The sequence below is a fragment of the Anoxybacillus gonensis genome, from assembly GCF_001187595.1.
Lineage (GTDB): Bacteria > Bacillota > Bacilli > Bacillales > Anoxybacillaceae > Anoxybacillus > Anoxybacillus gonensis.
In genome coordinates, this window is the sequence record NZ_CP012152.1 from 12,501 (window position 1) to 27,500 (window position 15,000).

12 protein-coding genes, 1 tRNA gene, 2 rRNA genes, 1 other RNA gene and 1 other annotated feature (2 of these 17 running past the window's edge) are annotated in these 15,000 nt (G+C 42.4%); of the genes, 13 read left to right on the forward strand and 3 right to left on the reverse strand.

Annotation, left to right across the window (positions count from 1 at the left end):
* Nucleotides 1–2,274, forward strand: a 23S ribosomal RNA gene (locus AFK25_RS00055) (it extends 652 nt beyond the left edge of the window).
* A 304-nt stretch (nt 2,275–2,578) separates the two neighbouring features.
* Nucleotides 2,579–2,695, forward strand: a 5S ribosomal RNA gene (rrf, locus tag AFK25_RS00060).
* Between the two features lie 20 nt (nt 2,696–2,715).
* Here rrf and AFK25_RS00065 read toward each other — a convergent pair.
* Nucleotides 2,716–3,417, reverse strand: a complete 702-nt coding sequence (locus AFK25_RS00065) for a YaaC family protein (RefSeq protein WP_009360713.1) — start codon at nt 3,415–3,417, stop codon at nt 2,716–2,718.
* A gap of 116 nt (nt 3,418–3,533) precedes the next feature.
* On the opposite strand from AFK25_RS00065, the gene guaB reads away from it, so the two are divergent.
* The 6 genes from guaB to AFK25_RS00100 all read left to right on the forward strand — a co-directional run bounded on the left by guaB (nt 3,534) and on the right by AFK25_RS00100 (nt 9,880).
* Nucleotides 3,534–5,000 (forward strand): IMP dehydrogenase, encoded by a 1,467-nt coding sequence (guaB, locus tag AFK25_RS00070; RefSeq protein ID WP_019417544.1) that lies wholly within the window; start codon nt 3,534–3,536, stop codon nt 4,998–5,000.
* A gap of 140 nt (nt 5,001–5,140) precedes the next feature.
* A complete protein-coding gene (locus AFK25_RS00075) occupies nt 5,141–6,418 on the forward strand; it encodes a D-alanyl-D-alanine carboxypeptidase family protein (RefSeq protein ID WP_049720919.1) in 1,278 nt (425 codons plus the stop codon).
* A 212-nt stretch (nt 6,419–6,630) separates the two neighbouring features.
* Nucleotides 6,631–7,515 (forward strand): pyridoxal 5'-phosphate synthase lyase subunit PdxS, encoded by an 885-nt coding sequence (pdxS, locus tag AFK25_RS00080; RefSeq protein ID WP_009360710.1) that lies wholly within the window; start codon nt 6,631–6,633, stop codon nt 7,513–7,515.
* 18 nt (nt 7,516–7,533) lie between these two features.
* Nucleotides 7,534–8,112: a pyridoxal 5'-phosphate synthase glutaminase subunit PdxT gene (gene pdxT / locus AFK25_RS00085; protein ID WP_019417546.1), complete on the forward strand. Its 579-nt coding sequence runs from the start codon at nt 7,534–7,536 to the stop codon at nt 8,110–8,112.
* Nucleotides 8,113–8,168: 56 nt separating this feature from the next.
* Nucleotides 8,169–8,384 (forward strand) — a binding site (T-box leader).
* A 49-nt stretch (nt 8,385–8,433) separates the two neighbouring features.
* Nucleotides 8,434–9,708, forward strand: a complete 1,275-nt coding sequence (gene serS / locus AFK25_RS00095) for a serine--tRNA ligase (RefSeq protein ID WP_026011640.1) — start codon at nt 8,434–8,436, stop codon at nt 9,706–9,708.
* 79 nt (nt 9,709–9,787) lie between these two features.
* Nucleotides 9,788–9,880: transfer RNA gene (locus tag AFK25_RS00100), tRNA-Ser, on the forward strand.
* A 132-nt stretch (nt 9,881–10,012) separates the two neighbouring features.
* Here AFK25_RS00100 and AFK25_RS00105 read toward each other — a convergent pair.
* Both AFK25_RS00105 and AFK25_RS00110 read right to left on the reverse strand, forming a co-directional pair.
* Nucleotides 10,013–10,681, reverse strand: a complete 669-nt coding sequence (locus tag AFK25_RS00105; RefSeq protein ID WP_009360707.1) for a deoxynucleoside kinase — start codon at nt 10,679–10,681, stop codon at nt 10,013–10,015.
* Complete coding sequence (locus tag AFK25_RS00110; RefSeq protein WP_009360706.1) at nt 10,678–11,316, reverse strand: deoxynucleoside kinase; 639 nt, start codon at nt 11,314–11,316, stop codon at nt 10,678–10,680. The genes AFK25_RS00105 and AFK25_RS00110 overlap by 4 nt, the downstream gene beginning before the upstream one ends.
* 132 nt (nt 11,317–11,448) lie before the next feature.
* On the opposite strand from AFK25_RS00110, the gene tadA reads away from it, so the two are divergent.
* The 5 genes from tadA to recR form a co-directional block, all read left to right on the forward strand.
* Nucleotides 11,449–11,937 (forward strand): tRNA adenosine(34) deaminase TadA, encoded by a 489-nt coding sequence (gene tadA / locus AFK25_RS00115; RefSeq protein WP_009360705.1) that lies wholly within the window; start codon nt 11,449–11,451, stop codon nt 11,935–11,937.
* Between the two features lie 73 nt (nt 11,938–12,010).
* An RNA gene (ffs, locus tag AFK25_RS14645) (signal recognition particle sRNA large type) lies at nt 12,011–12,275 on the forward strand.
* A gap of 109 nt (nt 12,276–12,384) precedes the next feature.
* On the forward strand, nt 12,385–14,064 hold the full coding sequence (dnaX, locus tag AFK25_RS00120) for a DNA polymerase III subunit gamma/tau (protein ID WP_035064536.1): 1,680 nt from the start codon (nt 12,385–12,387) through the stop codon (nt 14,062–14,064).
* Nucleotides 14,065–14,080: 16 nt separating this feature from the next.
* Nucleotides 14,081–14,404: a YbaB/EbfC family nucleoid-associated protein gene (locus tag AFK25_RS00125; RefSeq protein WP_009360703.1), complete on the forward strand. Its 324-nt coding sequence runs from the start codon at nt 14,081–14,083 to the stop codon at nt 14,402–14,404.
* 9 nt (nt 14,405–14,413) lie between these two features.
* A protein-coding gene (gene recR, locus AFK25_RS00130) for a recombination mediator RecR (protein ID WP_004888493.1) crosses the window boundary here: on the forward strand, nt 14,414–15,000 show its 5' portion. The gene runs 10 nt beyond the window's last position; the window shows 587 of its 597 coding nt (coding positions 1–587); it begins with the start codon at nt 14,414–14,416; its stop codon lies off the right edge, out of view.

Genomic DNA, 15,000 nt, shown 5'->3' on the forward strand with positions numbered 1-15,000 from the left:
GTCGAAAAGACGGAGCCGTAGCGAAAGCGAGTCTGAATAGGGCGTATAGTACGAGGTCGTAGACCCGAAACCAGGTGATCTACCCATGTCCAGGGTGAAGGTAGGGTAATACCTACTGGAGGCCCGAACCCACGCACGTTGAAAAGTGCGGGGATGAGGTGTGGGTAGGGGTGAAATGCCAATCGAACTTGGAGATAGCTGGTTCTCCCCGAAATAGCTTTAGGGCTAGCCTCGAGTGAAGAGTCTTGGAGGTAGAGCACTGATTGGGCTAGGGGCCCTCATCGGGTTACCGAACTCAGTCAAACTCCGAATGCCAATGACTTATACTCGGGAGTCAGACTACGAGTGATAAGATCCGTGGTCAAGAGGGAAACAGCCCAGATCACCAGCTAAGGTCCCAAAGTGTACGTTAAGTGGAAAAGGATGTGGAGTTGCTTAGACAACCAGGATGTTGGCTTAGAAGCAGCCACCATTTAAAGAGTGCGTAATAGCTCACTGGTCGAGTGACTCTGCGCCGAAAATGTACCGGGGCTAAACGTACCACCGAAGCTGTGGGACGACTTGCGTCGTCGGTAGGGGAGCGTTCTAAGGGCGTCGAAGCTAGACCGGAAGGACTAGTGGAGCGCTTAGAAGTGAGAATGCCGGTGTGAGTAGCGAAAACAGAGGTGAGAATCCTCTGCACCGAAAGCCTAAGGTTTCCTGAGGAAGGCTCGTCCGCTCAGGGTTAGTCGGGACCTAAGCCGAGGCCGAAAGGCGTAGGCGATGGACAACAGGTTGATATTCCTGTACCACCTCCTCACCGTTTGAGCAATGGGGGGACGCAGGAGGATAGGGTCAGCGCGCGACTGGTTGTGCGCGTCCAAGCAGTTAGGCGCCTCAAGTAGGCAAATCCGCTTGAGTAGGCTGAGCTGTGATGGCGAGGGAAATATAGTACCGAAGTGCCTGATTCCACACTGCCAAGAAAAGCCTCTAGCGAGGTGAGAGGTGCCCGTACCGCAAACCGACACAGGTAGGCGAGGAGAGAATCCTAAGGTGCGCGGGAGAACTCTCGTTAAGGAACTCGGCAAAATGACCCCGTAACTTCGGGAGAAGGGGTGCTCCCTCGGGTGAATAGCCCAGGGGAGCCGCAGTGAAAAGGCCCAAGCGACTGTTTATCAAAAACACAGGTCTCTGCGAAGCCGTAAGGCGAAGTATAGGGGCTGACACCTGCCCGGTGCTGGAAGGTTAAGGGGAGCGCTTAGCGCAAGCGAAGGTGCGAACCGAAGCCCCAGTAAACGGCGGCCGTAACTATAACGGTCCTAAGGTAGCGAAATTCCTTGTCGGGTAAGTTCCGACCCGCACGAAAGGTGTAACGACTTGGGCACTGTCTCAACGAGAGACCCGGTGAAATCATAGTACCTGTGAAGATGCAGGTTACCCGCGACAGGACGGAAAGACCCCGTGGAGCTTTACTGCAGCCTGATATTGAATGTTGGTGCGACATGTACAGCATAGGTGGGAGACTGAGAAGCCTGGACGCCAGTCTAGGTGGAGTCGCCGTTGGGATACCACCCTTGTCGTACTGAGATTCTAACCCGCACCCCTGATCGGGGTGGGAGACAGTGTCAGGTGGGCAGTTTGACTGGGGCGGTCGCCTCCCAAAGCGTAACGGAGGCGCCCAAAGGTTCCCTCAGAATGGTTGGAAATCATTCGTAGAGTGTAAAGGCAGAAGGGAGCTTGACTGCGAGACCTACAAGTCGAGCAGGGACGAAAGTCGGGCTTAGTGATCCGGTGGTTCCGAATGGAAGGGCCATCGCTCAACGGATAAAAGCTACCCCGGGGATAACAGGCTTATCTCCCCCAAGAGTCCACATCGACGGGGAGGTTTGGCACCTCGATGTCGGCTCATCGCATCCTGGGGCTGTAGTCGGTCCCAAGGGTTGGGCTGTTCGCCCATTAAAGCGGTACGCGAGCTGGGTTCAGAACGTCGTGAGACAGTTCGGTCCCTATCCGTCGCGGGCGTAGGAAATTTGAGAGGAGCTGTCCTTAGTACGAGAGGACCGGGATGGACGCACCGCTGGTGTACCAGTTGTCCCGCCAGGGGCACAGCTGGGTAGCTATGTGCGGAAGGGATAAGCGCTGAAAGCATCTAAGCGTGAAGCCCCCCTCAAGATGAGATTTCCCATCGCGTCAAGCGAGTAAGATCCCTTGAAGATGACAAGGTAGATAGGTCCGAGGTGGAAGCGTGGCGACACGTGCAGCTGACGGATACTAATCGATCGAGGACTTAACTAAGCACACAAGAAAAGCGTAGGCGACTGTTCAGCCACGAAGAACGCGAAAGGCCTGCGAGGAGGCTGTTGCCGCCACAGCAGGACTGAAGCGATTCGAGGGGCTAGGAGCCGAAGCTAGACAACAAGAAAAGCGGAGAACGGTTCTTGACGTAGTCAAGAAAACATCCGACGGAGCCAAAAGCTTTTGACGAAGACATGCGTGCACGTCGAACGGAAAAAGCGAAGGCGTAGGAGGGTGTTAGTTCGAAGCTAGACAATACAACCCCTGTTATCTAGTTTTGAAGGAATAATCCTTCATCATATTGCTCGGTGACGATGGCGGAGAGGTCACACCCGTTCCCATCCCGAACACGGAAGTTAAGCTCTCCAGCGCCGATGGTAGTTGGCGGGACACCGCCTGCGAGAGTAGGACGTTGCCGGGCAAAGAAAAGACCAAGACGATTTAGTCTTGGTCTTTTTTGTTATGTAGTAAATAATGATATAAATATCTCGGTACTTTTCGTTCCGTTACGTCTAAAAACTGTACAATAAAAGGGTATGCATCATTTGAATAACTATGGAGGAGATCATACCACCATTCCGTTTCATAGCGACAAATCATACTTAAGTTATAAAGCAATAAATAGTGAGCAACGATTTCGTGAATTTGTTTGCTTCGTTCATTTTGTTGTTTAAAATATAGATTAAATAAGGGATTTAGTTCTTCAATTTGTTGTAGTAATTGCCTCATACAAAACTTTTCCCCGTATGCGTGTTTCACATGAAACATTTTTTCAGAAAAATAAGTAAACAACCCATGCTTTTGAATTTTTACTTCGTCTTTAAAAAAATCGTAGTTTTGTTTTTTTCTTTTTCTCGTTGATACTCCATGTGCTAAAACCGATGATGATTCTGGATAATCAGGGTGAATTGTTAATAAGCACGCTTTAAGAAGTTGTACATTTCCATAAAATAATAAAACAGGTTTGATGGCCAAAGGCGCTTCATGAGCCGTATCATAAAACTTTTTCCCATGTTGTAAGTAGTACATAAATGGATAACAATTGTCGTAACTTTTCTTTTCAGCGTCTTCTCGTCCTTCTTGCTTGTAGCGTTCAATTAAAAATTGATGCACAAAATTAGATGAGTAAAATACTTCCCACATCGTATATTCTCCTTATATAATTGATCGAATTATCTAACATTTTCGTGTTTTCTTGACAGAAAAAAGCGAAGTTGATACTCTACTAATTAATATTTCCAAAGTGAGGGGGAAAAACAATGTGGGAAACAAAATTTGCGAAAGAAGGATTGACATTTGATGACGTCCTTTTAATCCCAGCTAAGTCAGAAGTGTTGCCTCGTGATGTCGATTTAACAGTTGAACTAAGTAAAACGTTAAAATTGAATATCCCGATTATTAGTGCAGGAATGGATACGGTAACCGAAGCGGAAATGGCGATTGCAATGGCACGCCAAGGAGGATTAGGAATTATTCATAAAAACATGTCAATTGAACAACAGGCGGAACAAGTCGATAAAGTAAAACGTTCTGAAAGCGGTGTAATTACGGATCCTTTCTTTTTAACTCCTGAACATCAAGTATATGATGCGGAACATTTAATGAGTAAATATCGGATTTCAGGTGTTCCGATCGTAAACAATGCGGAAGAACAAAAGCTTGTTGGAATTATTACGAATCGCGATTTACGCTTTATTCAAGATTACTCAATGAAAATTTCTGATGTGATGACAAAAGAAAACTTAATTACTGCCCCTGTTGGAACAACATTAGAAGAAGCGGAAAAAATTTTACAAAAGTACAAAATTGAAAAACTCCCTCTCGTTGATGATCAAGGTGTGTTAAAGGGACTTATTACTATTAAAGATATTGAAAAAGTGATTGAATTTCCAAACGCAGCAAAAGACGCAAAAGGACGTCTTCTTGTTGGAGCGGCTGTTGGAGTTACTGCAGATACGATGTTGCGTGTGAAAAAGCTTGTGGAAGCAAATGTCGATGTTATTGTAGTTGATACAGCGCATGGTCATTCTAAAGGTGTACTTGAGACGGTACGGAAAATTCGCGACACATATCCAACTTTAAATATTATCGCAGGAAATGTCGCGACAGCAGAGGCGACGCGCGACTTAATTGAAGCAGGAGCGAACATTATTAAAGTTGGCATTGGTCCGGGATCCATCTGTACGACACGGGTTGTCGCAGGTGTCGGCGTACCACAAATTACAGCGATTTATGACTGTGCAACAGAAGCGCGAAAATACGGTGTAGCTATTATTGCTGATGGAGGAATTAAATATTCTGGTGATATTGTAAAAGCTTTAGCAGCTGGTGGACATGCTGTTATGCTTGGCAGCTTGCTTGCAGGCGTGTCTGAAAGCCCTGGAGAAACGGAAATTTACCAAGGTAGACGATTTAAAGTATATCGCGGGATGGGCTCAGTAGGAGCGATGGAGAGAGGAAGTAAAGATCGTTACTTCCAAGAAGATAATAAAAAATTTGTTCCAGAAGGTATTGAAGGACGAGTACCTTATAAAGGACCGCTTGCCGATACGATTTATCAACTTGTTGGGGGATTGCGTGCAGGAATGGGTTACTGTGGCACGAAAAACTTAGAAGAATTGCGAGAAAAAACGCAATTTGTGCGCATGACTGGAGCAGGATTAAGAGAAAGTCACCCTCACGATGTTCAAATTACGAAAGAAGCTCCAAACTACTCATTCATGTAATAACAACTAGACAGAGGTGGAAGATTCCTCTGTCTATTTTTTTTTACAAGAGTATGTTAAAATAACGGTTATGTAAAACAGAGTTGGAGGGTTTGAGCGTGAAAACATGGTACAAGAGCTTCATCATTTCCATTGCAGCAATGTTCTTATTTATGGTGACGTTACCGCAAAATATAAAAGCGGAAGAAGACGTACTAAATATTGAAGCAGATGCCGCTATTCTTGTTGAAGCGGAGACGGGGAAGATTTTATATCAAAAAAACATTGATGCGGTTTTAGGAATTGCTAGTATGACAAAAATGATGACGGAATACTTGTTGCTAGAGGCTATTCATGAAGGGCGCGTAAAATGGGATCAAGAATATGCAGTAAGTGAGTATGTATATCAAATTTCCCAAAAGCGCGATTTATCGAATGTTCCGTTGAGAAAAGACGGGAAATATACAGTGCGTGAACTGTATGAAGCGATGGCGATTTACTCAGCAAACGGGGCGACAGTTGCTATTGCAGAAATTGTTGGTGGTTCGGAAACAAATTTCGTTAAAATGATGAATGAAAAAGCGAAAGAGTTAGGATTAAAAGATTACAAGTTTGTCAATGCAACAGGGTTAAATAACAAAGATTTAGGAGGATTGCACCCTGCAGGTAGCGGAGATAACGAAGAAAATGTGATGTCTGCTCGTGCTGTAGCGACATTAGCATATCATTTATATCATGAGTTCCCAGAAATTTTAGAAACAGCAAGTATTCCTCGTAAGTATTTCCGGGAAGGAACAGATGATCAAATTAAAATGGATAACTGGAACTGGATGCTTCCGGGACTTGTTGCAGCATACGAAGGTGTCGATGGGATTAAAACGGGATATACAGAATTTGCAGGATATTGCTTTACAGGTACAGCAGAGCGAAATGGCATGCGCTTTATTACCGTTGTGATGAATGCGAAAACGAATGGAAAAGGTACGCATTTGTCGCGCTTTGAACAGACGAGAAAAATGTTGGATTACGCGTTTAGCAACTATACGGTGCAACAATTGTATCCAAAAGGTTATATTATAAAAAAACATAAAACAGTAGCAGTAAAGAAAGGAAAAGAAAAAGAAGTTGCAATTGCAACAAAACAACCATTGTCGCTTGTCATTAAGCGAGGGGAAGAAAAAAAATATAAGCCTGTTGTCGTCATTGAAAAAGAAACGTTAACAGCTCCTGTGAAAAAAGGACAAAAAGTAGGATATATGTACGTGAAATATGAAGGAACAGATTATGGTTACTTAACAAAAGAAAGAGAAAAGGTAGAGATCGTAACAAAGCGGGCTGTAGAAAAAGCAAATGGTTTCGTTTTGGCGATGCGGGCGATTGGTGAATTATTCAGTGATATTTGGAACGGTGCTTCACATGCGATTAAAGGATTATTTTAAAGCTCTCTTTTTAGAGGGCTTTAAAATTTTTATTGTGATTTTTAAAAAAATTGAGTTAAAATAAAAAAATGTAGTTAGTGTTTCTATACTTTTACCTAATAAAAACGTATGCTAGAATATGGATAGTGTACTGCAGTGATGAATAGTTGTCGCTGGGTTGATTTTTCAGTACAATATCACAATAACGATATACATAATGGGAGGAATGAACGGTGGCGGTTACAGGTACAGAACGTGTAAAACGCGGAATGGCGGAAATGCAAAAAGGTGGCGTCATTATGGACGTCGTGAACGCAGAACAAGCGAAAATTGCTGAAGCAGCAGGTGCAGTAGCTGTTATGGCTCTTGAGCGTGTTCCAGCGGATATTCGTGCAGCAGGTGGCGTTGCACGCATGGCTGACCCGACTGTAATTGAAGAAGTGATGAAAGCAGTATCGATTCCAGTCATGGCGAAGGCGCGTATCGGTCATTATGTTGAAGCGCGTGTATTAGAGGCGCTTGGTGTAGATTACATTGACGAGAGCGAAGTGTTGACGCCGGCAGATGAAGAATTTCATATTGATAAACGTCAATTTACTGTACCGTTCGTATGCGGTTGTCGTGATTTAGGTGAAGCGGCTCGTCGCATTGCTGAAGGGGCATCTATGCTTCGCACAAAAGGTGAACCGGGAACAGGAAATATTGTCGAAGCTGTTCGCCATATGCGAAAAGTAAATGCTCAAGTGCGTAAAGTTGTTAGCATGAGCGAAGATGAGTTAATGACAGAGGCAAAAAACTTAGGCGCACCATTTGAAGTGCTATTAGAAATTAAACGTCTTGGTCGTCTTCCTGTCGTTAACTTTGCAGCAGGTGGTGTCGCAACACCAGCAGATGCCGCGTTAATGATGCATTTAGGTGCTGACGGTGTATTTGTCGGTTCAGGTATTTTTAAATCAGAAAACCCTGAAAAATATGCGCGTGCCATCGTTGAAGCGACAACTCATTTCGAAGATTATGAATTAATTGCTCATTTATCAAAAGGACTAGGTGGAGCGATGAAAGGGATTGATATTTCTTCGTTGCTTCCTGAACAACGGATGCAAGAACGTGGATGGTAATATAAAGGAGCAATGAACATGACGAAAATAGGGGTACTCGGATTGCAAGGAGCCGTACGTGAACACGTACGTTCAATTGAAGCGTGTGGTGCCGAAGCGGTAGTTATTAAAAAGGTGGAGCAACTAGCGCATATTGATGGCCTTATTATTCCAGGCGGAGAAAGTACGACGATGCGTCGTTTAATGGACAAATACGGGTTTATGGAACCGCTGAAGCAATTCGCGCGTGAAGGAAAGCCAATGTTTGGAACGTGTGCAGGCTTGATTATTTTAGCAAAAAAAATTGTTGGTTACGATGAACCACACCTTGGTTTAATGGATATTACAGTTGAACGCAACTCATTCGGACGCCAACGCGAAAGTTTTGAAGCATCTTTAACAATTAAAGGCGTTGCGGACGATTTTATTGGTGTATTTATTCGAGCTCCGCACATTGTTTCCGTAGGAGACGACGTTGATGTCCTTGCGACATATGAGGACCGTATTGTCGCGGCAAGACAAGGACAATTTTTAGGATGTTCGTTCCATCCAGAATTAACGGACGATCATCGCATGACACAATATTTTATAAACATGGTTAAAGAAGCGAAAGAATAAACAGGTTGCATTTTGTTTAAACTTATAGTACATTATTTCCAAGAAAATGATATAAAGAAAAAGCGATGACAGGAACTAGTAACAAGCCCTCTTCCTTTCAGAGAGCCGATGGCTGGTGTGAATCGGCAGGAATGACTTGTGAATCCATCCTGGAGCGAAATGCTGAACGCGTGAAGTTAGTAGGCATTTCCGGTGAGAACCGTTACATGTCTCGAGTGGAAGACGCACGTCTTCAACTAGGGTGGCAACGCGGGAATACTCTCGTCCCTTTCTTTTGGGACGGGAGTTTTTTATTTCATAAATCAAAAAGGAGGAATGATGATGTTAGACTTAAAATTTTTACGTGCCAATTTTGAGGAAGTAAAACAAAAACTCCAGCATCGTGGCGAGGACTTAACGGATTTTGAACAATTCGAGCAGCTCGATCGTCGTCGCCGTGAATTAATTGCACAAGCGGAGGAATTGAAAAATAAGCGCAACGATGTGTCACAACAAATTGCCATCTTAAAGCGTGAGAAAAAAGACGCAGACCATCTGATTGCTGAAATGCGTGAAGTTGGCGATCGTATTAAAGTGCTTGATGATGAATTACGAGAAGTGGAACAACAGCTTGAGACGTTGCTTTTGTCAATTCCAAACGTTCCGCATGACTCTGTGCCGATTGGTGAATCAGAAGATGACAATGTAGAAATTCGTAAATGGGGAGAGCCACGTTCATTTTCTTTTGAACCAAAACCACATTGGGAAATTGCGGATCGGCTTGGAATTTTAGATTTTGAACGTGCAGCAAAAGTAACAGGAAGTCGATTTGTGTTTTATAAAGGCCTTGGAGCACGATTGGAACGTGCGTTAATTAACTTTATGTTAGACGTACATGTTGAACAGCACGGATATGAAGAAGTTTTACCACCGTACATTGTGAATCGAGCAAGCATGACAGGAACAGGGCAGCTTCCGAAGTTTGAGGAAGATGCGTTCCGGATCGAGAGTGAAGATTACTTTTTAATTCCAACAGCAGAAGTTCCTGTGACTAACTTACATCGCGATGAAATTTTATCAGCGGACGATTTGCCAATTAAATATGCTGCTTATAGCGCATGTTTCCGTTCAGAAGCGGGATCAGCAGGAAGAGATACGCGCGGATTAATTCGTCAGCATCAGTTTAACAAGGTAGAGCTTGTCAAATTTGTAAAACCGGAAGATTCTTATGAAGAACTCGAAAAGTTAACAAATGATGCGGAACGTATTTTACAATTATTAGGTTTGCCGTATCGTGTGATGAGTATGTGTACAGCTGATCTAGGCTTTACTGCAGCGAAAAAATATGACATTGAAGTATGGTTGCCAAGCTATGGTACGTATCGAGAAATTTCTTCTTGCAGCAATTTTGAAGCATTCCAAGCTCGCCGTGCAAACATTCGTTTCCGTCGAGACCCAAAAGCAAAGCCAGAACATGTGCATACGTTAAATGGATCTGGTTTAGCAATTGGACGAACAGTTGCAGCGATTTTGGAAAATTATCAACAAGAAGATGGAACTGTCGTTATTCCGGAAGTGCTTCGCCCATACATGGGAGGAAAAGAAGTCATTGCATAAGGGGAGAATGCCCTCCCCTTTTTTCATAAAAAGTGTTGACATAGGATAATGATTATGATAAATTAATACATGTCGATACGGAGGAGTACCCAAGTCTGGCTGAAGGGGTCGGTCTTGAAAACCGAGAGGCGTCGAAAGGCGCGCGGGGGTTCGAATCCCTCCTCCTCCGCCACCATTCGAATGTTCACAAAACCACAGCGCATAAAATGGAGATTGTTTATTGAATAATTCGTTACGATATGTAACGAATTTTTGTTTTATATAGGCAAAACGAAAGGATGCCCGAAATGAAGCGAGGGCATCCTTATTTTTTTAATTTGCGATATTGTTCAATCATGTAACCAATTTTTGCGACGATCGGCTCAATCGATTGGGCATCGCGAATAATATCGTATTCATTAATGTTAATGCGCAAAACAGGACAAGCATTAAAACTGTTGATCCATCTTTCATATCTTTCGTACATTTCTTTCCAATATTCAATTGGTGTTTGTTGTTCCATTGGGCGACCGCGTTCACGAATGCGTTTAATGATTTCCTCGAAACTTCCTTCTAAGTAAATAAGTAAATCAGGGTGTGGGAAATAAGGTGTCATGACCATCGCTTCAAATAAACTTGTATATGTTTCATAGTCGACTTTTGACATCGTCCCTTTTTCAAAATGCATTTTTGCAAAAATCCCAGTATCCTCGTAAATGGATCGATCTTGAACAAATCCTCCGCCATATTCGAAAATACGTTTTTGTTCTTTAAATCGTTCTGCAAGAAAATAAATTTGAAGATGGAAACTCCAACGTTTAAAATCAGCATAAAATTTATCTAAATAAGGGTTTGTGTCTACCTTTTCAAAAGAGGTGCGGAATTGAAGTGCATCAGCTAACGCTTTTGTCATCGTTGATTTTCCTACACCAACCGTTCCGGCAATGGTAATAACAGCATCGCTTGGAATATGATATTTTTCTCGTAAATTCATTGTTCTAAGCTCCTTTTAAGAACAGATTGCAGTTCGTTTAAAATGAAAAATCGGTCTTGGTCACGATGAACGAAATCGAGCTCATCTCCGTTAAACCGTAATACAGGAATGTGAGGGTGAGCTTGTTCAAATTGCTCCATTGCTTGTTCGTAAGCATGTGATAATTGTTGCAAATAGTTCGGATCAATATTTTTTTCAAATTCACGACCTCGCATCGCGATACGTTTGAGCAACGTGTGTAATGAAGCATGCAAATAAATGACGACATTTGGTTTTGGCATGTCGTTTGTTAAAATGTCATAAATTTGCACATATTTTTCGTATTGTTTTCCCTTTAACGTTTGTCTAGCAAAGATTAAGTTTTTGAAAATATGATAGTCAGCTACAACCGGTTTCCCATTGCTTAAAAACTTTTTTTCGACATCTTCTAGCTGTTTGTAACGATTGCATAGAAAAAACATCTCCGTTTGGAAGCTCCACTCTTCGATGTTTTCATAAAATTTACCTAAAAAAGGATTCTCATCAACAATTTCTTTTAACAATTCATATTGAAAATAGTCTGAAATGACCTTTGCTAATGATGTTTTTCCAACACCGATTGGACCTTCAACAGTAATAAAGGGCACGTGGGACATTGTGTAACCTCCTTCAGGTGAAACCGTCTGTGTAGACAGACAAAATTTATTTTAACATAAAACGATTAGTCTGTATGTTGCTTTTTTATTTTGATATACTTTATAGATGATAAAAGTACGGGAGTCTCAAAAATGAGAAATGATGAGTATTACATGCATTTAGCTATTGAAGAAGCAAAAAAGGCGGAGAATATCGGAGAAGTGCCAATTGGTGCAGTTGTTGTATACAACGATGAAGTGATTGCGCGAGCTCACAATTTGCGTGAACGAGATCAACGATCAATTGCACATGCGGAGCTTTTAGCTATCGATGAAGCGTGTCGAAAACTAGGTACGTGGCGATTAGAAGAAGCAACGCTGTATGTGACGTTAGAACCTTGTGCGATGTGTGCTGGAGCGATTGTTCTTTCCCGCATCAAGCGGGTTGTGTTTGGGGCGAGCGATCCGAAAGGAGGATGTGCGGGAACATTAATGAATTTATTGCAAGAGCCACGCTTTAATCATCAAGCGGAAGTTGTTAGCGGAGTATTAGCTGAACAATGTGGTGGAATGCTGAGCGAATTTTTTCGACGTTTACGTCAACAAAAAAAGGAAGAAAAAAATAGAGTGAATTCCAATTAAATTCCATTGTGTAGTCATTGCAATTTATATGAAAAAGAGATATACTTATACTTGCGTTAGCGATAACGCATTGCCGTGCTAAGCGGGGAGGTAGCGGTGCCCTGTACTCGCAATCCGCTCTAGCGAGGCTGAATTCCTTCTTTAGGCTAGTTTGCTGTAGAGTCTGCCTAGAGTAAGTGGTGTTGACGTTTGGGTCCTGCGCAATGGGAATCCGTGAACCCTGTCAGGTCCGGAAGGAAGCAGCAGTAAGCGGACGCTCCCATGTGCCGCAGGGGTGCCTGAACTGAGCTAACTACTCTAGTAACGTCTATGGCAGCTAGTCGACAGAAGGTGCACGGCAATTTACATATTTCTGCACACAAGCACTTGCTCAAAAGGCAAGTGCTTTTTTCATATGTTTTTTAATGATATAATAAATGGGATATGAGCAAAGAGGAGGGCAGTTTCGTGAGTTATAAAGCTTTATATCGTGTTTTTCGACCGCAAAGTTTTAAGGATGTAGTCGGTCAAGAACACGTGACAAAAACGTTGCAAAATGCCCTGCTTCAACAAAAGATTTCACATGCATATTTATTTTCAGGTCCACGTGGGACAGGGAAAACGAGTATAGCTAAAATTTTTGCTAAAGCGGTAAACTGCGAGCATCGTCCAACAGCAGAGCCATGCAACGAATGTCCGACTTGTTTAGGCATTACGAACGGTTCGATTTCTGATGTGTTAGAGATTGACGCAGCATCAAATAACGGAGTGGATGAAATTCGCGACATTCGGGAGAAGGTGAAATTTGCCCCAACGTCGGCACCGTATAAAGTGTATATTATTGATGAAGTGCATATGTTATCCATCGGGGCGTTTAATGCGTTATTAAAAACGTTGGAAGAGCCTCCGAAACATGTGATTTTCATTTTAGCGACAACAGAACCACATAAAATTCCTTTAACAATCGTTTCGCGATGTCAACGATTTGATTTTCGACGCATTGAGTTAAAGTCAATTGTCTCTCGGTTAAAAACGGTTATTGCAGAAGAAGGTATAGACGTAGAGGAAGAGGCACTATTTGCGATTGCACGTGCTGCTGATGGTGGGATGCGTGATGCGTTAAGTTTGCTCGATCAAGCCATTTCTTTTAGTGACAATCGTGTGTTACTGGAAGATGTGTTAGCGGTTACAGGTGCAGTTTCACAACGAAAAATTGCAGATTTAATTTACGCGATATACGAAAAAAAGACCGTTGAGGCGTTGCGTCTTTTTCAACATTTAATGGAACAAGGGAAAGACCCGAATCGTCTTGTCGAAGATTTAATTTACTATTATCGGGATATGCTTTTATATAAAGCGGCACCTCAACTAGAGGATGTGACGCATCGTGTGCTCGTTGATGAACGATTTCGTGAGCTTTCTGACATGATTCCAACATCGCTTATATATGAAGCGATCGATTTGTTAAGTAAAAGTCAACAAGATATGCGCCTAACGAACCATCCGCGTGTGCATATGGAAGTTGCGATTGTGAAGCTTTGTTATGAGGAGGAACGAGTAATCAAAACTTCGATTTCTCCGGCCTTAGAAGAAAAGGTGAAACAGTTAGAAGAACAATTAGCAAGGCTACAAGAGACAGGTGTAAAGCCCTCTGCTTCAGAAACAAGTGAATCGGTGAAAAAAACAGGGAAAAGTATTCGGACAGACTATAAAATACCGGTGGGGCGCATTCATGAAGTGCTTCGCCAAGCAACACATCAGCATTTATCTCTTATTAAAGGAAATTGGCCACATGTGCTTGAGACGTTAAAAAAGCAAAATAAAGTGTCACATGCGGCATTATTACAAGAGAGTGAACCTGTAGCAGCAAGTGGCGCAGCTTTTGTGTTAAAATTTAAATATGAAATTCATTGTAAGATGGTTGCTGATAATAGTAACTATGTTAAAGATAATTTAGAGCACGTATTATTTGAGTTAACGGGAAAGAAACTTGATACGATTCCTGTTCCTGAAAGTGAATGGCTTCAAATTCGAGAGCAGTTTATTCGCCAACAAACAAATGGGGATGAACAACATGAACAAGAAGATCCATTCATTTCAGAAGCGAAAAAGTGGTTTGGTGAAAACTTAATTGAAATTAAAGAATAATGGAGGAATGATGAAAATGATGCGTGGAATGGGAAATATGCAAAAAATGATGAAGCAAATGCAAAAAATGCAAAAAGATATGGAGAAAGCACAAGCAGAATTAGCAGAAAAAACAGTTGAAGGAACAGCAGGCGGTGGAATGGTTACCGTTATTGCCAATGGTCATAAACAAATTTTAGAAGTGAAAATTAAAGAGGAGGTTGTTGATCCAGAAGATATCGATATGTTGCAAGATTTAGTGCTCGCTGCAACGAATGATGCGTTAAAAAAGGTTGATGAGTTAACTGCACAAACAATGGGACAGTTTACAAAAGGATTGAATATACCAGGATTATTCTAGGAGGCTATTATGTACTACCCAGAGCCGATATCGAAATTAATCGACAGCTTCATGAAATTGCCAGGCATCGGGCCGAAGACGGCCGTCCGTCTGGCGTTTTTTGTGTTAAATATGAAAGAAGATGTAGTATTAGATTTTGCAAAAGCGCTTGTAAATGCAAAAAGAAATTTAACGTATTGTTCATCGTGTGGCCATATTACCGATAAAGATCCTTGTTATATTTGTGAGGACGACAAGCGAGATCGCTCGATCATTTGTGTTGTTCAAGACCCGAAAGACGTGATTGCTATGGAAAAAATGAAAGAATATAATGGGTTGTATCATGTGTTACATGGAGCGATTTCCCCTATGGAAGGAATTGGTCCTGAAGATATTAAAATTGCTGAATTGCTTAGACGTCTTCAAGATGAAACGGTTCAAGAAGTGATTTTGGCGACGAACCCGAATATTGAAGGGGAAGCGACAGCGATGTATATTTCCCGGCTATTAAAGCCAACAGGTGTTAAAATTACGCGCATTGCCCACGGATTGCCCGTTGGTGGTGATCTAGAATACGCCGATGAGGTGACATTATCTAAAGCTCTGGAAGGAAGAAG